Annotated in this window: 17 protein-coding genes, 2 tRNA genes and 1 riboswitch; of the genes, 6 read left to right on the plus strand and 13 right to left on the minus strand. The window is 36.3% G+C overall.

Annotated elements, in window-relative coordinates; all coding sequences use genetic code 11:
• Nucleotides 1-83: 83 nt before the first annotated feature.
• Nucleotides 84-848 carry a hypothetical protein gene (locus ACZ76X_RS27450; protein WP_479852329.1) on the minus strand — a complete coding sequence of 255 codons (765 nt, stop codon included), beginning with the start codon at nucleotides 846-848 and terminating at the stop codon, nucleotides 84-86.
• 145 nt (nucleotides 849-993) lie between these two features.
• Here ACZ76X_RS27450 and ACZ76X_RS27455 point away from each other — a divergent pair, with 145 nt between their 5' ends.
• The 4 genes from ACZ76X_RS27455 to ACZ76X_RS27470 all read left to right on the plus strand — a co-directional run bounded on the left by ACZ76X_RS27455 (nucleotide 994) and on the right by ACZ76X_RS27470 (nucleotide 4,691).
• Nucleotides 994-1,902: an NAD(P)-dependent alcohol dehydrogenase gene (locus ACZ76X_RS27455; protein WP_479852330.1), complete on the plus strand. Its 909-nt coding sequence runs from the start codon at nucleotides 994-996 to the stop codon at nucleotides 1,900-1,902.
• An 80-nt stretch (nucleotides 1,903-1,982) separates the two neighbouring features.
• Nucleotides 1,983-2,097: riboswitch (SAM riboswitch) on the plus strand.
• 85 nt (nucleotides 2,098-2,182) lie between these two features.
• A complete protein-coding gene (locus tag ACZ76X_RS27460; protein WP_479852331.1) occupies nucleotides 2,183-2,995 on the plus strand; it encodes a MetQ/NlpA family ABC transporter substrate-binding protein in 813 nt (270 codons plus the stop codon).
• 12 nt (nucleotides 2,996-3,007) lie between these two features.
• Nucleotides 3,008-4,048, plus strand: a complete 1,041-nt coding sequence (locus ACZ76X_RS27465) for a methionine ABC transporter ATP-binding protein (protein ID WP_098669192.1) — start codon at nucleotides 3,008-3,010, stop codon at nucleotides 4,046-4,048.
• A complete protein-coding gene (locus ACZ76X_RS27470; protein ID WP_062923580.1) occupies nucleotides 4,023-4,691 on the plus strand; it encodes a methionine ABC transporter permease in 669 nt (222 codons plus the stop codon). Before ACZ76X_RS27465 ends, ACZ76X_RS27470 begins: the two co-directional genes overlap by 26 nt.
• Nucleotides 4,692-4,728: 37 nt before the next feature.
• Here ACZ76X_RS27470 and ACZ76X_RS27475 read toward each other — a convergent pair whose 3' ends face one another.
• The gene (locus ACZ76X_RS27475) at nucleotides 4,729-5,532 is read right to left on the minus strand and encodes an SDR family oxidoreductase (protein WP_479852332.1); all 804 of its coding nucleotides are present in this window, start codon (nucleotides 5,530-5,532) and stop codon (nucleotides 4,729-4,731) included.
• 402 nt (nucleotides 5,533-5,934) lie between these two features.
• Here ACZ76X_RS27475 and ACZ76X_RS27480 point away from each other — a divergent pair, with 402 nt between their 5' ends.
• The gene (locus ACZ76X_RS27480; RefSeq protein WP_479852333.1) at nucleotides 5,935-7,236 is read left to right on the plus strand and encodes a DUF5068 domain-containing protein; all 1,302 of its coding nucleotides are present in this window, start codon (nucleotides 5,935-5,937) and stop codon (nucleotides 7,234-7,236) included.
• A 158-nt stretch (nucleotides 7,237-7,394) separates the two neighbouring features.
• On the plus strand, nucleotides 7,395-7,901 hold the full coding sequence (locus ACZ76X_RS27485) for a DoxX family membrane protein (RefSeq protein WP_479852334.1): 507 nt from the start codon (nucleotides 7,395-7,397) through the stop codon (nucleotides 7,899-7,901).
• Between the two features lie 72 nt (nucleotides 7,902-7,973).
• Here the strand turns inward: ACZ76X_RS27485 and ACZ76X_RS27490 are convergent, their stop codons facing one another.
• The 11 genes from ACZ76X_RS27490 to ACZ76X_RS27540 form a co-directional block, all read right to left on the minus strand.
• The gene (locus tag ACZ76X_RS27490; protein ID WP_479852335.1) at nucleotides 7,974-8,540 is read right to left on the minus strand and encodes a DUF4256 domain-containing protein; all 567 of its coding nucleotides are present in this window, start codon (nucleotides 8,538-8,540) and stop codon (nucleotides 7,974-7,976) included.
• Between the two features lie 103 nt (nucleotides 8,541-8,643).
• On the minus strand, nucleotides 8,644-10,608 hold the full coding sequence (locus ACZ76X_RS27495) for a S9 family peptidase (RefSeq protein WP_479852336.1): 1,965 nt from the start codon (nucleotides 10,606-10,608) through the stop codon (nucleotides 8,644-8,646).
• A gap of 252 nt (nucleotides 10,609-10,860) precedes the next feature.
• The gene (gene glmS, locus ACZ76X_RS27500) at nucleotides 10,861-12,663 is read right to left on the minus strand and encodes a glutamine--fructose-6-phosphate transaminase (isomerizing) (RefSeq protein WP_479852337.1); all 1,803 of its coding nucleotides are present in this window, start codon (nucleotides 12,661-12,663) and stop codon (nucleotides 10,861-10,863) included.
• Between the two features lie 12 nt (nucleotides 12,664-12,675).
• A complete protein-coding gene (locus ACZ76X_RS27505) occupies nucleotides 12,676-12,861 on the minus strand; it encodes a hypothetical protein (protein ID WP_001208183.1) in 186 nt (61 codons plus the stop codon).
• Nucleotides 12,862-13,147: 286 nt separating this feature from the next.
• Nucleotides 13,148-14,494 carry a phosphoglucosamine mutase gene (glmM, locus tag ACZ76X_RS27510; RefSeq protein WP_479852338.1) on the minus strand — a complete coding sequence of 449 codons (1,347 nt, stop codon included), beginning with the start codon at nucleotides 14,492-14,494 and terminating at the stop codon, nucleotides 13,148-13,150.
• A complete protein-coding gene (locus ACZ76X_RS27515) occupies nucleotides 14,487-15,962 on the minus strand; it encodes a CdaR family protein (RefSeq protein ID WP_479852339.1) in 1,476 nt (491 codons plus the stop codon). Before ACZ76X_RS27515 ends, glmM begins: the two co-directional genes overlap by 8 nt.
• Entirely contained in the window at nucleotides 15,955-16,776 is an 822-nt protein-coding gene (gene cdaA / locus ACZ76X_RS27520; protein WP_098669183.1) for a diadenylate cyclase CdaA, read from the minus strand. The genes ACZ76X_RS27515 and cdaA overlap by 8 nt, the downstream gene beginning before the upstream one ends.
• Before the next feature lie 253 nt (nucleotides 16,777-17,029).
• Entirely contained in the window at nucleotides 17,030-17,923 is an 894-nt protein-coding gene (rocF, locus tag ACZ76X_RS27525; RefSeq protein WP_048528663.1) for an arginase, read from the minus strand.
• Nucleotides 17,924-18,132: 209 nt separating this feature from the next.
• Nucleotides 18,133-19,278 carry a glycerate kinase gene (locus tag ACZ76X_RS27530; protein WP_479852340.1) on the minus strand — a complete coding sequence of 382 codons (1,146 nt, stop codon included), beginning with the start codon at nucleotides 19,276-19,278 and terminating at the stop codon, nucleotides 18,133-18,135.
• 115 nt (nucleotides 19,279-19,393) lie between these two features.
• Nucleotides 19,394-19,466: transfer RNA gene (locus ACZ76X_RS27535), tRNA-Ala, on the minus strand.
• 10 nt (nucleotides 19,467-19,476) lie between these two features.
• Nucleotides 19,477-19,548, minus strand: a tRNA-Gly gene (locus ACZ76X_RS27540).
• Between the last annotated feature and the right edge of the window lie 7 nt (nucleotides 19,549-19,555).

Below are 19,555 nucleotides of genomic sequence, written 5' to 3' on the forward strand. Positions count from 1 at the left end.
TCTTCATATTGTACCTATTTTCCTATGAAGAAAGTATACAAAAAAGAGGGTACCTTATTTTAGGTTCCCCCTTATCAAAACTGTTACTTTGCTGCCGGCAATTGTATTGGATCAAACTTTTCGTACGACGTATATTTTGCATTCGTAATAATGTGTGCTTTATCCTTGCCATTACTACTCATAATCATATCTATCTTTGCTGATTCATATTTAAAATCTTTTGTAATGATATATTCTGCATCCACTTCTTCTATCTTCGCATTTTGTGCTTGTAACATTTTCTTCTGCGTTTCATCCATGCTAGTTAACATACTTTCTGTTTCTTGCCCTTTTAATGTAAATTTCAGTTTATATTTATCTCCGCTTTTCTCCATCTTCATTTTATCTAAAACTACTTCTGGTACTTCTAACTTATCTATAATATCTTGAGTCGCCTTCATTCCACCAGCGTTTAATTGCTCCTCTGGCACGGTTATAACTTCTCCTGTATTAGGGTTTTTCACCTCACCAGCAACTTTACCATCCACAGTATACACTACAACATCTGTACCAGAAATATTCATTTCAGAACGAGAATTCTTTGTCTTTGGCTCTAATTGCATCTTAGCCTTTAATATATCCATCTCTGTTCCTTCAGCTTTTATCCCTACATCATATGTCATCGTTACATGTTCTTCATTTTTAAAAGCTTCGTTCGTTTTCTTGAAAACATCCTTCGCTGCTAATTCCTTTTCTTTTTGCACGGCTTCTTTTTTCGGTTCATCCGTCTTTGCTGTTTTCTCATTACTACACCCTACCCCTAGACTGATTGCAAGTACTAAACTTGAAACAAAAATAATTTTTTTCATAATGTCGCCCCCTTTCCCAAAATAATATCACCTCTTTTCCTATGAAATCTATATAATTTTCAATCTATATTTGCTATATAGCGACATGTTTAATGAAGACTTTAAATATGATGTAAATAACAACAATTCATTTCAGGAGGTCATTATGAAGGCGATCATTTGCACAAAGTATGGACCACCTAACGTTCTTCAACTTCAAAATATAGAGAAACCTACTCCTAAAAAGAACGAAGTATTAATTAAAATTCACGCAACCAGTGTATCAACTGGAGATTGTAGAATACGCGGTTTTAATAGTCCCCCCTTATTTTGGATTCCTATGCGGATTATATTAGGTTTCAGAAAACCGAGAAACCCTATACTTGGTGTAGAATTATCTGGAGAAATTGAGGAAATTGGATTAGATGTAACTCAATTTAAAAAAGGGGATCAAGTTTTTTCATTAACAGAACTAAATCTTGGTGGTTATGCCGAATACACATGCGTGCATGAAAGTGGATTAATAACATTAAAGCCTACCAATGTGACGTATGAAGAAGCAGCAGTTATTCCTTTTGGTGGAACTTCAGCGTTACATTTTCTGAGAAAGGGCCGGATTAAAAAAGGGCAACAAGTTCTCATATATGGTGCCTCTGGATCAGTAGGAACAGCTGCTGTACAACTTGCTAAATATTTCGGTGCGACTGTTACGGCTGTTTGTAGTAATTCAAATTTTGAACTCGTTCAATCTTTAGGAGCTGATAAAGTAATTGATTATACAGAAGAAGATTTTACTAAGCGGCGCGAGCACTACGATATTATCTTTGATGCAGTTGGGAAGTATAAAAAATCCCTTTGTACAAATACATTAACACCCAATGGAAAATATGTATCTGTTAATGGAATGATGGCAAAAGTAAGTAAAGAGGATATGATTCTACTAAAAAAACTAACTGAAACAGAACATTTAAAACCTGTTATTGATAGAACCTACCGATTAGAAGAAATTGCTGAAGCTCATATGTATGTGGAAATGGGACATAAAAAGGGGAACGTTTCGATTACCTTAAAATAAAATATATTCAGAAAATAACATTGACAATTCTTTTTGTAAGATTTACTATTAGTACCATATTAAAAAACTACATACACATACTCTTATCAAGAGTGGCGGAGGGACTGGCCCGATGATGCCCGGCAACCGAGCTTATAACGTATAAGCTAAGGTGCTAATTCCTGCAAAACGAGTTTTCGTTTTGGAAGATAAGAGGGGAACCTATTTTGTCTATTCGGCACCTCTCTTATTTTTGAGAGGTGCTTTTTATTTTGGAACGTATATGAAGGGGGAATTATAGATGAAGAAAGTATTATTAAGCATTGTAAGCGGGGCAGTACTATTATTAGGCGCATGCAGCGCAGGTTCAGATAAAGAGGCGAAGGCGTTAGATGAGAAAAAGATTACTGTCGGTGTAACTGGGGGGCCACATGAACAAATTTTTGAAAAGGTAAAAGAAGTGGCAGCAAAAGACGGACTCGAAATTGATGTAAAAGTATTTAATGATTATGTAGCACCGAACGTGTCTTTAGATGAAAAAAGCCTTGATGTAAATAGCTATCAAACGAAATCATATTTAGACACATTTAAATCTGAACGTAATATGAAATTAACAGAAGTATTCTCAACAGTAACATTCCCTATGGGCATATATTCTAAAGGCATAAAAGATGTAAAAGACTTAAAAGATGGCGATGCGATCGCTGTACCAAATGATCCAACGAATGAACTTCGAGCTTTAAAATTATTTGAAAAAGCTGGAGTTTTAAAAGTTGATCCAAAGGCTACAGAAAAAGCGACTGCAAAAGATGTAATTGAAAATCCAAAAAATTTAAAGATTGTTGAATTAGAAGCATCTCAATTACCGACTCAGCTAAGTGAAGTAAAAGCAGCTGCAATTAATACAAACTTTGCATTAGGTGCAAAATTAAACCCTGCGAAAGATTCTATCTTCTGCGAAGGAAAAGATTCACCATATGTGAACTGGGTCGTTGTTCGTACTGAAAATAAAGATGATGCTGTTGTAAATAAATTAAAGAAAGCTTATCAATCTAAAGAAGTAAAAGAATTTATCGAGAAAAAATTTGATGGTTCTGCTTTACCATCTTGGTAGGAGCTGACGATAATGATTGAATTAAAAAATGTATCCAAAGTATTTACAACAAAAAAAGGGAATGTGGAAGCTCTTAAGTCTACTTCCCTTCAAGTAAAAAAGGGGGAAGTATTTGGAATCATTGGCTATAGTGGCGCTGGTAAAAGTACATTAATTCGATGTGTCAATTTATTAGAAAAACCAACGACAGGAAATATCATTGTAAACGACCAAGACTTAACAACTTTATCAACAAAAGAACTAGCAAAAGCGCGACAAAAAATCGGGATGATTTTTCAAGGATTCAATTTACTTAAAACAGTGACTGTTTATGAAAATATCGCATTACCGTTACGTCTTGCTGGCATTCCAAAAGTAGAAATTGAAAAAAGAGTAGAAAAGTATTTACGTATTGTCGATCTTTTCAACCGAAAAGATGCCTATCCGAGTGAACTTTCTGGTGGCCAGAAACAACGTGTTGCCATTGCACGTGCACTATCACATGAACCAGAAGTGTTATTAAGCGACGAAGCAACGAGCGCTTTAGATCCAGAAACAACGGATTCTATTCTTGACCTATTATTAAAGATTAATGAAGAAATCGGGATCACAATTTTATTAATTACACATGAAATGAATGTCATCCAGCGTATATGTGACCAAGTTGCTGTTATGGAACATGGAGCAGTAGTGGAAAGCGGGACTGTGAAGGACATATTCACAAACCCACAACATGCAACAACGAAAAAATTTGTGAATAGTGCATTTGCAGCGAAGATTCCAGAAGAAGTACAAAAAGAACTTCAAACTACTGGTGAAATTGTAACTCTTTCTTTTATAGGAAATTCTTCAGGAGAACCAGCATTAGCTGTCGCTACAAAACGATTCCAAGTATATCCGAATATTTTATCCGGCAATATTACTCAATTAAAACATGAAGCTTACGGGAAACTTGTCATTCATATGCAAGGGGAACAAAATGAAATCAACCGTGCTTTATCATTTTTACAAGAACAAGGAATCATCGTAGAAGGAGGTAGAACGGATTATGGAAAACAAGTCCTTTTTGGATGAATGGGGTAAAGTCATATGGGAAGCAACTATTCAAACATTTCAAATGACATCTATTTCACTATTCATCTCTATCCTTATTGCACTACCACTTGGCGTCACACTTGTTTTAACAAGACCTGGTGGGCAACACGAAAATAAAATTATTTATCCAATCCTTAATACAATTATTAATATCATTCGCTCTCTTCCATTCATCATTCTACTATTCTTTATTTTACCTTTTACAAAGTTTCTAATGGGAACGTCCATTGGTGTTCAAGGTGTCATCGTACCGCTTGTCGTCTTCACTGCTCCCTATATCGCAAGATTGATGGAGACAGCATTATTAGAAGTCGATCGTGGTGTTATTGAAGCTTACCAAGCAATGGGCGTTTCTACTATAAAAATCATTTGGCACGTTATGGTGAAAGAAGCTCGTCCCTCCCTTGTACTTGGGTTAACAATCGCAACAATTGGCTTAATTGGCGCAACAGCAATGGCTGGGCTTGTAGGTGCTGGTGGTCTTGGTGATTTAGCATATCGATTCGGACATTTACGCTACGAACCGGAAGTAATGTATGCAACCGTCTTTATTTTAATTATCCTCGTTCAAGGGCTACAGTCTTTAGGTAACGGTGTTGCAAGAAGATTGAAAAAGGATTAAAAAAGAAGGTATCTCACCAGGTTGAGATACCTTCTTTTTACCTTTTAAATCCACCTTCAGAATGAATAACTTGTCCCGTAATCCATTCTGCCTCTTCACTTACTAAAAACGTAATGAGTCTTGCTGCATCCCTCGGCTCACCAATTCTACCAAAAGGAAACATTGGCTTTAATCCTTGCTTTATCTCTTCAGTCATCCAGCCTGTATCGGTTGGACCTGGGTTAATTGCATTCACTGTTATTCCTAAATGAGCTACCTCGGCTGACAACGAACTCGTAAGGGCATCAATAGCTCCCTTCGTTGTTGCATACGCCAGTTCCCCAACCATAGGCCCTTGAAATTGCCCCGAAGTCATATTCACAATTCTACCACCAGATTTCTTATCAAATCCTCTTGCAAATTGACTACTTAACAATGTAGTCGCACGAACATTTACCATGTAGTGCTTATCTAATTCTTCAGCAGTCAAATTAGAGAAGTCATTATTTGTAGAATACGCTGCATTATTAATTAATATATGAGGGTAGCCTAGTTGTTCAGTAACTTTATTTATAAGCTCTTTCGGTGCATCATTCTGAGTTAAATCTAACTCCATACTCGATACTTTAACACCGTTTTTTAGTAACTCTTCTTTTAATTGTGTTTGTTCACTTTGATCAACGCCCCAAGGCATCTCTTTATCGTACGCTGTCCAATACGTAAAAAATATATCGTATCCTGCTCCAGCTAATTCTTTACAAATCGCTGCGCCTATACCATCTAGGCGACTTACACCTGTCACAACTGCTACTTTATTTTTTAATTGATTCATTATATACTCTCCCAATTTTAAAGGACGCATATTTTATATAAGAGATATAAAATTCCCTACACATTATCCTTACAAAAGGGATGTACAAGCCAAATATGCAGTCCTTGAATGATTTATAGATAGCTAAATAAACTCTCACTTATGAGAGAAAAATTTATGTATCTAGTTTCTAATCATTACAAGCTCATCCACATATTAAGTCCTTGTCCCCTTTCCATATATCTCTATTTCTATCATACCAATATGATGTAATATTGCAAATGATAAAAAAAAGTCGATATTCCATGCCGACACTCTACTAACTTTAATATATTGCAATAACTAAATAATTAAAATACTCAGAAAAACACTGGTAAATACTGGCTTACTTTCTTATAATAAAACGTGGGGCTAATGTGAGAGTTTAGTTTTACACAAATAGGGGGAAGAAACATGTCAAAAAAATTACTTTCTTTATTTTCTACAGTAATCGTAGCAGCTCTTGTAATAACTGGCTGTGGTCAAAGCGATACGACAAATAAAGAACAAAAAGAAAATGCAACAAAAGAAAGCAAAACAGAAAAAACGGATACAACGAAAGAAAGTAAAACGGAGGATAAAAAATCCGAAGGTAAAAAAGCTGAAGATAAAAAGCCTGAAAATACAGCTACTACCTCAAGCGATTACTCTAAGCTGATTTCCTATATGGAAAAAGAAACCGGTGGTAAAACAAAAGTTCTTTTTGAAAATAAGGAACCACAAGTGTATAAAGCTGAAGATGTTTCAGTATCAATGAATAGTTATACATTAGTTGAGTTGAATGGATTCCATACGGACTTTAACATTCCGTTTAACCGTCAAACAGAGGGCGGAGTTATTCTTGCGAACTACAGCATAAAAAATAGTTCAGCTAAAGATATTTATTATATGCCAGCATTGGACATGTCATTTACTGGTGCACAGAAAGTATATAGTAATTATAAAGATTTAATCCCAAAAGAAGATCAGTTACCAACTAAGCTTGCCCCAACAAATGATTACTTAGTAAAAGCAGGCGAAACTATTTCTGGTTATATCGCATATCCATTCGGAAAAGATGATTTAGCGAAAATTTCAAGTCTCTCAACAGTCTCAGTCACAGTCCCAACTGCACAAGCAAATAAAGGAAAATTTGATGCTCCAATCGGAAGCCCTGGAAGCTTTTCATTAAGTTTAAACAAACAAGGTGCTGAAAAGGTTGCAACAGATAAAACTTTCTACCAAGATAAAGCTACAGCTAATAACATGGGCGATAAAAAAATGTTAAAAGAGAAATCAAGTATTAATAACAGCCAAGAATTAGGCGCTGTTAACGTTACATTAGACGGATACCAATTTACTCAATTCACACCAAATTCCGTCGAAGCTCCACGCTTTGCAAATTTCAAAAATGGTATTGTTCTATTAACAGTGAAATTCAAGCTTGATAACAAAGATGCTCAAGACGTTTCATTATCTCCTATAAGCTCTACATTGAGAGTGAATGATGGTACACAATATACAATTAATGAAGGTATGCTATTAAATTACGACTATAATGCTGCTGTTAAAACTGGAACATCTGGAGAGTTACTACAAGTCTATATATTAGATCAAGAGCAGTATGAAAAGATTTGGAAAGACAAAAGCTTTGAAATTGAGTTAGGACCTATGAGAAATAAAGAAGCAAAAGATATTTCACAAGGTAAAAAAGCTAAATTTGCATTACCGAAATAGATTACTAAATATATAATAGAAAAGGCATATAACATAGGATTGTTATATGCCTTTTTTATTTGTATAAAAACACCATTTTTGTTCACACTTTATCCATTGTGAATTTTTTCACAATGGATATATAATAAACTTGTAAATACAATATTGGAGGGATTTCAATGGTTATCAATTTTTTAAGAACTGATAAACGTACTGCTTTCATATTATTATTTTTACGACTTTACATAGGATATACATGGCTCGCTGCTGGGATAGGCAAAGTCTTCGGACAATCCTTTGACGCAAGTGGTTTTCTAAAGGGCGCTATCGCTCAGGCGTCAGGTGACCACCCTGCAGTACAAAGTTGGTGGGCAGATTTCCTTCAACATTTTGTTCTTCCAAACGCAGACCTATTTAGCTTTTTAGTTCAATGGGGAGAAATTTTAGTAGGTCTAGGTTTGATTTTAGGCGGATTAACAAAAACAGCTGCATTTTTCGGAATCATAATGAATCTTTCATTTTTATTAAGCGGAACTGTTAGTGTAAACCCAAACCTACTTATTTTGACTATGTTCATTTTAGTTGCAGGACAGAACGCTGGACGTATTGGATTAGATGGTTATGTTTTCCCAAAACTTTTCCGTAAAAACAACCACGGAACATATAAATTAAGTAAAACTGCGTAGTAGCGGTTTACTTTTAAACTATAAATAAGAAAAAGAGCCTACATATTAGGCTCTTTTTTATTTACTCCAAATTTAAACTCTTAACGAACCGCGAAATCCTCTAGCAGCATAATATGAATCTGCTCCATTGTGGTACACAAAAACGTGTCCAAAGCGATAATCGCAAAATAGAGCACCACCGAGTTCTCGAATATCTGAAGGCGTTTGTACCCAGCTTGATGATTTCATATCGAACTCCCCAAGTTGTTGCAACTCTCGATATTGTTCTTCCGTTAATAATTCAATGCCCATGGCAGTTGCTACATCCATAACGTTATTTTCTGGTTTATGTTTTTTTCTTGCCTCTAATGCTGCAAGATCATAGCAAAGACTTCTGCGGCCTTTAGGACTCTCCTTTGAACAATCATAGAAAGTATACTCATCCTTCTCTTCATCATAACCAACAACATCCGGCTCGCCGCCAGTTACTTCCATTTCATGAATTGACCATAATTTTTCATTATTAGCAGCTAGCTTTGCTTCAACTTTAGCCCATTCAAGACCTTCATGGCGGTTCATATTTTTCTCAAAACGAGCTTGTAATACCTTTAATAGTTCTTCACTTTGTTCTACAGATAACTCATTTTTATTCGCTGTCATATTAGTCCTCCGAATTATGTTTCCTTATAATCATAATGGTTTGCATGCAGTTTACAACAATTTGACCCAATTGTACACTGAAAAACCCCTATGCGTATATCCATTATATAGTACTAAAATCTCTCATGCTTTCTCCAAGAATATAGTGTGAAAACCACATCAAGTTCTGCTTCATAATAGCTACTCTCATTCCTGGCTGATTCGAACTATATGCCATTCCTTTAAATATAATTAATTCTGTATCAACTTCCATGTCTCTTAATCCTTCATATAGCTCATATGCATTTGTAATTGGAATTCTTACATCCTTTTCTCCATGTTGAATTAACGTAGGCGTACAAGCTGATTTAATATATGTCATTGGTGATGTCTTCTTATATATATCTGGATCATTCCATGGAGTATTTCCTAAATACATGCTAATAAAGTAAGGGATATCTGTATGGACATAATGGGTACTCCAGTTCGTAATTCCACCTCCTACTGAAATGGCTTTAAATCTACTACTAAATGTTGAACAGAAAGCTGATATATATCCTCCGTTACTCCATCCCATAACTCCTACTCTATCTTTATCTACAATCCCTTTTTCAACTAGTTCATCCACTCCAGATATAACATCATCATAATCAGCAAATCCTTGTTTTCTATAGTTTGCTTTTAAAAATTCATTACCATAACCAGAACTTCCTCTATAGTTTGGCTCTAAAACGATAAAGCCTTTTTCAACAAACTGTTCAATCGGATATTTCTCATTGAAGCAGTCTGAAAATATCGGAAAGGAAGCCCAATTCGGACCACCATGCATTACTACTAATAAGGGATATTTTTTATTTGCCTCAAACTCTACTGGGGTTGATAAAACACCTTCTATTTCAAGACCATCACTACTTCTCCATGAGATGATTTCTCTGTTACTTTTAAGCCTGCCTTCGAAAAAGCTATTTTCATTCGTTATTTTTTTATCATCCAAATAAATTTCAAAGGTTTCATTTGTTATAGCCTTATTATAAGTTATATGATTTCCATCCCTTGTTATAGAGCCATCCATTATAAACCCATCTACTGGTTCGCTTAACAGTTCCACAGTACCATCCTCACATAGCAAGCCAATACGGTAATTCGTTTTATCCTGCCATCTCATTAAAATCCCTTTAGCCGTCCACTGTAATGGCATAACCGTACTATCAAAATCTGTTAAAGGTACAATTCGTTCTCCAGTATTCAGATCATATATCTCTAATGTTCTATCTTCTATATGTTTCTTATAATAATCTTTCTCCTTTATGCTTGCTGAATAACATATTTTGCTGCCCTCAGGAGAAAAGCAAACACTCACGCCTAACAACTTATCTATACTCATCTTTTGCAGTTCCCTAGCTTCAACATCTAATATGTATAGATCACCATTCATATGATCGTTTAGGCTTGGTGTAGCCATACATACAACCTTTTTCCCATCATTTGAAATATCAAAGTTATGTATATAAAAATCCTTACCGTCCGTTAGTTGATAAACACCGTTAATCTCGCGTTCCTCTTTATCATTTTGTATCACTTTTTCTATCTCAATGTAGTATAAACAATTATTCCGATGTTCCTTACCTACATGGTGGAAATCTCCATATCGTTCCTTACGTTTCTTTATTTCCGCACATTCTTTCGACTGTGCAACATAATAAAAACCTTTGCCAGTAGGATCCCATTTGAATGTACTAATTCCTTCTTCCTCATCAGTCATTTGAACCTCACTACAACCATCTATTGATTTAACAAAGATCTGATTTGTATTAGCTCCTTTACCGCCTGGACTAAGGTATGCAATTGTCTTAGAATCTGGAGACCATAATGGATGCGTACTATCTATACCTCCAGTTGTTAGTGGGTAACTCTGCTCTTTATCCTTTTCATATATCCATACATGATTTCTATATGTATTATCTTTCCAATCAGCTGACTTCTTTACAAATGCTACGTTTTTGCCATCATCACTTATGTTTGTACTTGATAAGGTCGGTAATGAAATAATCTCTTCTATACTTAAATATGTTTTTGCCTTCATTTTCATTAATAAGCCCCCTTGTAATGACCATGAATCTATCTTATCTTCTCTTCGTAATAAAGAAAATTGTTCACACATACTTAAAATGATAGTGGAAAATTCAGATAAATAAAAGCAAACTTTAATTAATAGGATTCTGTCTACCTATCAGTTTTAGGTATTCTTTTTCGGCACAAAAATACCCCTTTAGATAACATATCTAAAGGGGTACGAATTTATAAATTTATTTTAAAGCTTTTTTATTAACCTACTAATCTCCTACTCAACCGTAACAGACTTAGCTAAGTTACGTGGCTTATCAACATCACACTCGCGGTGAAGTGCTGCGTAGTATGAGATAAGTTGTAATGGAATAACTGCTACTAGCGGTGCTAGCGCTTCGTGTACAGCTGGTAATACGAAGCTGTCACCTTCCATTTCTAAACCTTTCATTGAGATGATACATGGGTTAGCTCCGCGTGCTACTACTTCTTTCACGTTACCACGAATTCCAAGGTTTACGTGCTCTTGTGTAGCAAGTGCGATAACTGGTGTACCATTTTCGATTAAAGCGATTGTACCGTGTTTTAATTCTCCTCCAGCAAATCCTTCTGCTTGGATGTAAGAGATTTCTTTTAGCTTTAACGCTCCTTCTAATCCTACGTAGAAGTCTACGCTACGTCCGATGAAGAAACAGTTGCGCGTTGTTGCTAAAAATTGTTTTGCTAATGCGTCCATTTCTTCTTTTTGATCACAAAGTTGTACCATTGCATTTGCTACAAGTCCTAATTCGTGTGTTAAATCGAAATCAAGAACTTCACCTTTCGCTTTAGCAATATCCGCTGCTAAAATTGAAAGTACTGCAAGCTGTGCTGTGTAAGCTTTCGTTGATGCAACTGCGATTTCCGGCCCTGCGTATAACGGAAGTGTATAATCAGCTTCACGAGAAAGCGTAGAACCAGGTACGTTTGTAATTGTTAATGCTTTATGACCCATTTCATTTGTTTGTACAAGTACTGCACGGCTATCAGCTGTTTCACCACTTTGTGAAATGTAAATGAAGAATGGTCTTTCTGTTAATAATGGCATGTTATAAGAGAATTCACTTGCTACATGCACTTCAACTGGCATTTTTGCAAATTTCTCGATAAATTGTTTTCCAACAAGACCTGCATGATAACTTGTTCCACATGCAATGATGTAAATACGATCGCTATCTAAAATTGCATTGCGAATGTCTTGATCTAATTCAATCTCGCCATTTTCATCTTGATACTTTTGAATTATATTACGGATTACAAGTGGTTGCTCATCGATTTCTTTAAGCATGAAATGAGGGTATGTTCCTTTTTCAATATCACTTGCGTCTAATTCCGCTGTAAACGGTGCACGTTCAATCGTTTCACCCTGTAAGTTTTTAATTGTAATACTTTCTTTCGTTACAATTACAATTTCTTTATCCATTAATTCAATAAATTGATCTGTAACTTGTAACATCGCCATAGCGTCGCTCGCCACAACATTAAAGTTGTCACCAACACCTACTAATAGCGGGCTTTTGTTTTTAGCAACATAAATCATGTTTGGATTTTCAGCATCAAGTAATCCGATTGCATAAGAACCATGTAAAAGAGATAGCATATTACGGAACGCTTCTTCTACACTTAATCCTGTGCTCACTTGTTGTTCCATAAGCTGTACGATAACCTCTGTATCTGTTTCACTTACGAACGTTACATCTTGTAAATATTCCTTTTTCACTAATTCATAGTTTTCAATTACACCGTTATGAACTAATGTAAAGCGTTTTGATGTACTTTGATGCGGATGCGCGTTTCCTTTGCTTGGAACACCATGTGTAGCCCAGCGTGTGTGACCGATTCCCACGCTTGCTGCTACGTTCTCATCTACGATTTCGCGAAGTTTTGCAATACGACCTTTTTCTTTGTATACAACAACACCGTTCTCTGCTTGCACTGCAATACCTGCTGAATCATATCCACGATATTCTAGCTTTTCTAAACCTTTTAATAAAATTTCCTTTGCATCTTGCTCTCCAATAAATCCTACGATTCCACACATGTTTAGTCGCCGTTACAAATGCTTACACTGCTCTGCGAACATGTAACGACATAGTCCGATACCATTTTTATTTATACTAAAAAACGGATTACATATTGCTAGCCCTGTAAGCTTGTAACGGCTTTCACCTTCCTCTCGATTGGGTTTAAGTCCGTATATACTTATACAGCTAGTTTGTATCCGTTCCTTTTCTCTCATCACACTTTCACCTTTGTCCACTAAGTCACCTTAATGATTTAAGTAAAAGCTTGCGGTTGTGATGAACAACCGGGAGTCATCCGCCGAAATCTCGATAAACCCCACCTCGTCAACTACACTGCTTGTAGTTCTGGCGCTTTTATAATTTACAATATTTCCTTTGAGAAAAAGAACAAGACCATCTTATAACAAACTTGGATAAACCGTCAATGAAAATTTTTTCATTGTCTATAAAACATATGAAAAAGGAGCACTTCTTGTGCTCCTTTTCAATACATTTATCGAATTATTCAGCGCCAACTTCAGCTTTTACAACTTCTACAATGCGATGTACATATGCGTCACAAACTTCTTGTGTTGGTGCTTCTGCCATTACACGAATAAGTGGCTCTGTTCCAGATGGACGGACAAGAATGCGGCCATCACCGTTCATTTCTTCCTCTACAACACGAATAATTTCTTTAATTTTTTCATTTTCTAATGCTAGTTTTTTATCCGTTACACGAACGTTTACTAGTAATTGTGGGAATTTTGTCATTTCCCCTGCAAGCTCAGATAATGGTTTTTTCGTCATTTTCATGATGTTTACAAGTTGAAGTGCACTTAACATTCCATCACCAGTTGTAATGTAATCAAGTAAGATAATGTGACCTGATTGTTCTCCGCCCAGGTTATATCCACCACGCTTCATCTCTTCCATTACGTAGCGATCACCAACTGCTGTTTTATCACTTGTAATACCGTTAGCTTCAAGTGCTTTATAGAAACCTAAGTTACTCATAACTGTTGAAACAACTGTATTGTGCTTTAGTTGACCAGTTTCTTTCATGTACTTTGCACAAATAAACATAATTTGATCGCCATCAACGATGTTTCCTTTTTCATCTACAGCGATTAAACGGTCACCATCACCATCAAAAGCAAGACCGATATCAGCACCTTTTTCTTTTACTAATTTAGCTAATACTTCTGGATGTGTAGAACCTACTCCATCGTTAATGTTCATACCGTTTGGTGAAGTTCCCATTGTTGAAATATCAGCTTCTAAATCAGCAAATAAGTACGGGGCTAAAGAAGACGTAGCACCATGCGCACAATCTAAAGCGATATGTAAACCAGAGAAATCTTCCTCTACCGTTTGTTTAATATATTGTAAATACTTTTGTCCACCTTCAAAATAATCACTCACTTGTCCAAGGTTAGTACCTGTTGGACGTGGTAATTCATCAACTTCTTTGTCTAATAAAGCTTCGATCTCTGCTTCTTGCTCATCTGTTAATTTAAAACCGTCTGAACCGAAGAATTTAATTCCGTTATCTTGTACTGGATTATGAGATGCAGAAATCATAACACCTGCTTGCGCATCCAATGCTTTTGTTAAATAAGCAACACCTGGTGTAGAAATAACACCAAGACGCATTACTTCTGCTCCAGTTGATAATAGACCTGCTACTAAAGCGCCTTCTAACATATGTCCTGATATACGTGTGTCACGGCCGATAATTACTTTTGGACGATCTGTATCTTTTGTTAATACATAACCACCAAAACGTCCAATTTTGAACGCTAATTCAGGTGTTAACTCCTTATTCGCAACCCCGCGTACTCCATCTGTACCAAAATATTTACCCATTATGATTCGCTCCTTTTTCTGGCTCTTTTTGATTATCTACTGTTGGCTCTTGATTAGTTTCTTTTTCGTGTTCTTTATTTTGTTCCTGTTCCTTTTCTTGGTCAGGCTTAGGTTCAGGCTCAGGATTTTTTGGTTTTTCAGTTTGATTATCTTGGTTATTATTTGAACCTGGTTTTTCAACATTACCTTGTACTTCTTTATCTGGGTTTTCTTTCTTCACAATTGTGACTCTAGCACTTTTTTGTTTCGGCTCTATTGAAATATTACCAGGGCCGCTCACTTGAATAGAAACATCTTTTGTCCCCGGAGATACATTTTGCAGATTAATCGCTGCTGTTATTTGAGCAGCTGTTATTTTATCTACTATACTTGTTTCTCCTGAAATTTCAACGCTTATCTTCCCATCTTGTGGCGAAAGTAGCTGAGCAGTAACATCTTTAGAAAGTCCATTTTTTTGAATTGATATACCATCAATTGTTCTTGTTTTCGTTTGTTTTGTTTTTTGCACGCCTACTGAAACCTTCACTTGATTCGGTTTCGCACTTGTTACACCTTTTGGCAATAAAACAGAGGTATCGAATGTTGTAGACTCTGTCAATTGACTAAGATCTACTTCGACCCCCTCTATCGATTGTATATTATCCAATACATCTTTTGGACCTGCTATCGTTACTTCTCGCGGCTCAACGCTAATATTTGTAACGGCCAATCCTTCTGGCAAACTTCCCTTTTTCGTATACGTTACAGGAACAGTTTTTTCCGTATTATTGGCCGTAGCTTGCGTCGCCACATTTAACGTTACACTAATTTTGGATGGACTCGTTCTTACATTTAAACGTTTTCCTTCTTTATTGTATAGTGTAACTTCAGCTGTTTTGGTAACAGTTTTATTAACACCTTTTAAATCAATATACGCCTTAGCAGATGAAATACTTTCAATTTCTTCTTTCGTTCCAACTACCTCAACCGTATCAGGTTTAATATTTGATTTTTCAAGAGTAGCACCCGCTGGCATTTGATCCTCATTTGATAATTTTAAATCTACATGAACATATTTTCTCGCTTTTTCATGAAGAGTAATTTTAATTGTTGACGGCTGAACTGTTCCTTTCACATCATCTGGAAGCCCGTTCGTTTTCAAAGAAACTTCATATGTTCCTTTTTCGCTATCTCTCAAATCAACTGGTATATCAAATTGTTTCTTCGCCTTTGCTGTAGCAACTGCTGCTTTTGGGCCTTCTAACTTTACTTTGACGCCCTCTGCCGGAATACCACTTACAATATATTTCTCTTCATCATACTTAAGGTTAATAGCATAATTAGTTAATGTTTCTTTCGCATCATTTGCAAAAGGTAGTATCCCTGATGTCGTATTTTTTTCAGTTAAAGTCGCTGACATAAAAAGCATACACGCCAATAGTAGTGAGATCCCCTTTAGAAACCAATGATTCTCCATTAACTTATCCATGACGCTTTCTCCTCCAATTCCATAAAGACGAAGAAGTCGTTTTTTCGTTCGAACTAAATTCAGTTAACAACATATCTTTCAGTTGTTCTGGCTTCAAATCACGATGTAACTTACCATTTTTCGTTAGGGAAATTTGGCCTGTTTCTTCCGACACAACTACTGTAATACTATCAGTAACTTCACTAACTCCCATTGCAGCGCGATGCCTAGTTCCTAACTCCTTAGAGATAAATGGACTCTCCGATAATGGAAGATAACAAGCTGCTGCTTTAATAGTGCTTCCTTGCATAATTACTGCTCCATCGTGAAGAGGTGTGTTTGGAATGAAAATATTAATGAGTAATTCCGATGATACGTTTGCATTTAGCGGAATACCCGTTTCCACATAATCACCCATACCAGTCTCTTTTGACAAAGTAATTAATGCACCAATTCTACGTTTTCCCATATATTCCGTCGCTTTTGCTATCGCTGTTGCAACGATTTCAGGTTCATCATCCTCATGAGTTCCAGTGCGCGAAAATAAACTCCCACGTCCTAGCTGCTCAAGTGCTCTTCGCAATTCTGGCTGAAAAATAATAATAACGGCTAAAAATCCCCACGTTAATACTTGCTCAGTCAGCCAATATAACGTTCGCAATTCAAGGAAAATACTGATCATCCGAACGACAATAATAACTGTAATCCCTTTTAAAAGTTGAACAGCTTTCGTCCCTCGGATTATGAGAATTAGCTTATATATAATAAACCATACAACGGCAATATCTAATGCCGTACTAAGATATTTCAAAATGGTCGTATCTTCAAAAGGCATGCTAACCCTTCCTCCTACTTACGAGCAATTCTATCCATATATTGAAATATTGTTTTATGCTCTATCTGTATGTATTTCCAACAACTAGTTAATTATACCATACATGAAACAAACAACAATTACAAACAACCTCCTTTAATCTAAATTGGTAAGATGTCAAACATTCTTATCGTACAGTACAGTATAATATAAATCATTATTATACGCCTATTTTCAAATAAAAAAAGCAACTTCTCAGTTGCTTTTCTTACATTTATTTTAGTTTTTCACCGAATAAAGAACCCATTAAAGCAACCGCTGTTGTTGCTGTTCTATTTCGCTCATCTAAAATCGTATTTACCTCAACAAACTCAGCAGATGTAACAATATCAGCTTCCGCTAACATTTCCATTGCTAAGTGGCTTTCACGATAAGATAAACCACCAATTACAGGTGTTCCAACTCCTGGTGCATCGTGAGGATCAAGGCCATCTAAATCTAATGATAAATGTACACCATCAGTATGAGATAAATAAGCAATTGTTTCTTCCATAACAGCCGTCATACCCATACGATCAATCTCGTGCATTGAGAATACTTTAATGCCTTCATTACGAATAAAGTCTTTTTCTCCCTCATCTAGTGCACGTGCACCGATAATTACAACGTTTTCTTTTTTCACCTTTGGATATGCCCCGTATAAATCTACAAGCGCGGGATGTCCATACCCTAAACTTGCAGCAAGTGACATACCGTGAATATTTCCAGATGGTGAAGTTTCCTCTGTATTTAAATCACCATGTGCATCATACCAAATAACACCTAAGTTTTTATAATGTTTTGCAACACCAGCTAATGTACCAATAGCGATACTATGATCGCCACCTAATACAAGTGGAAAACGTCCTTCTTCTATAATATGATCCACCTTACTTGCTAATTCGTTACATACAGTTGCAACTTGTGTAAGGTTTCTTAAGCTTGTATTTACATCTACTTCTTTTTCTCTCTCTATACATATATCTCCCATATCTTTAACATCATATCCAATTCCTTCAATTCTTTCAATTACACCTGCATAACGGATTGCGCTCGGCCCCATATCAACTCCACGACGCATTTGTCCTAAGTCCATTGGAACTCCAATAACTGAGATTTCTTTTTTCATAGATAGTATCCCCCTTTTGTGCCTTCACTAAATATTTTAAATCTTTTATATAGTCTGACTCAACTCGACATTTTTCTGTATGGATATACAAATTATTCACTTATATTTGCTTTAAGATCCAAATGTTAAGACTATTCTATGTATAAAGTTAACTTGATGAAACAACTACCATCATTATTATTAGATAATAATAAAAAACACTCCTACATTTAGAAGTGTTTCTCCGATGCTATTTTCCACACTGATGCAATATTCTTCGCTGTCATTTCAACATTCTCTTCTGCTACTTTATATGCCTCTTCTAATGTCATCGGACTCGCTGTAATACTAAATACTGCATCAATTCCTTTTTCATGAACAGCCGGATAATTCGGAGATACAGATCCTCCAATAGCAATAACAGGAATATAAAAACGCTTTGCACGCTCCGCAACACCTACAGGGGCCTTTCCATATGCTGTTTGTTCATCTATTCTACCTTCACCAGTTATAATTAAATCTGCTCCTTCTATATGCTTATCAAAATTTGTATAATCTAATACAATTTCAATTCCTCTCCGCAAGTTTCCCCTTAACACTGCAATAACAGCTGCTCCCATTCCTCCTGCAGCTCCTGCACCAGACATTTGAGATACGTCACAAGATAAGAACTGTTTAAGAATATGCGCATAATGCTTTAAATTCTCATCCAGCTCTTTCATCATCTCTGCATCCGCACCCTTTTGCCGTCCAAATACGAAAGATGCTCCTCTTATTCCAACTAACGGATTATCTACATCACATGCTGCTTCTATCTTTATATGCGCTAAACGGGAATCCATTTGGGAAAAATCAATAGAGACAATCGACTGTAACGTCCCTCCAGATGGATCTATGACTTCCCCTTCTCCATCTATAAATCTGACTCCTAAAGCCGACAACATACCCGCTCCACCATCATTTGTAGCACTTCCTCCAAGTCCTAAAATAATGTGCTCAGCTCCTTCGTCTAGCGCATGTAGTATAAGTTCTCCTGTTCCTTTCGTCGTTGTAATAAGTGGGTTTCGTTTTTCTACCGGAACATGTTGTAATCCTGATGCTGCTGCCATTTCAATAAACGCTGTCTTTTTATCTTTAGACATACCATAAAAGGCTTGTACACACTCTCTAAGCGGCCCTGTCACATGAAGTGATATAATTCCCCCTCCTGTAGCATCAACAAGGGAATCAACCGTTCCTTCCCCTCCATCTCCAATCGGTATCTTTACATATTCTGCATTAGGGAAAATTGCCCCAAAACCTCTTTCTATAGCTTCACATACTTCTATAGCTTTTAAGCTTTCTTTATATGAATCAGATGCAATAACAACTTTCACAATTATCCCCCACCCTTTACTCTTATGTTTTCTTCATTTTAAACGACAAGTATGAAGGTTGTCTTTTCAAACACAAAAAAAGCTTACATCATATGATGTAAGCTTTTCTATTAGATGGAGCCTAGCGGGATCGAACCGCTGACCTCCTGCGTGCAAGGCAGGCGCTCTCCCAGCTGAGCTAAGGCCCCTTAGTAATTAAGCGGAAGACGGGATTCGAACCCGCGACCCCAACCTTGGCAAGGTTGTATTCTACCACTGAACTACTTCCGCGAAAATG

It is taken from the genome of Bacillus sp. BC05(2025) (assembly GCF_056725905.1).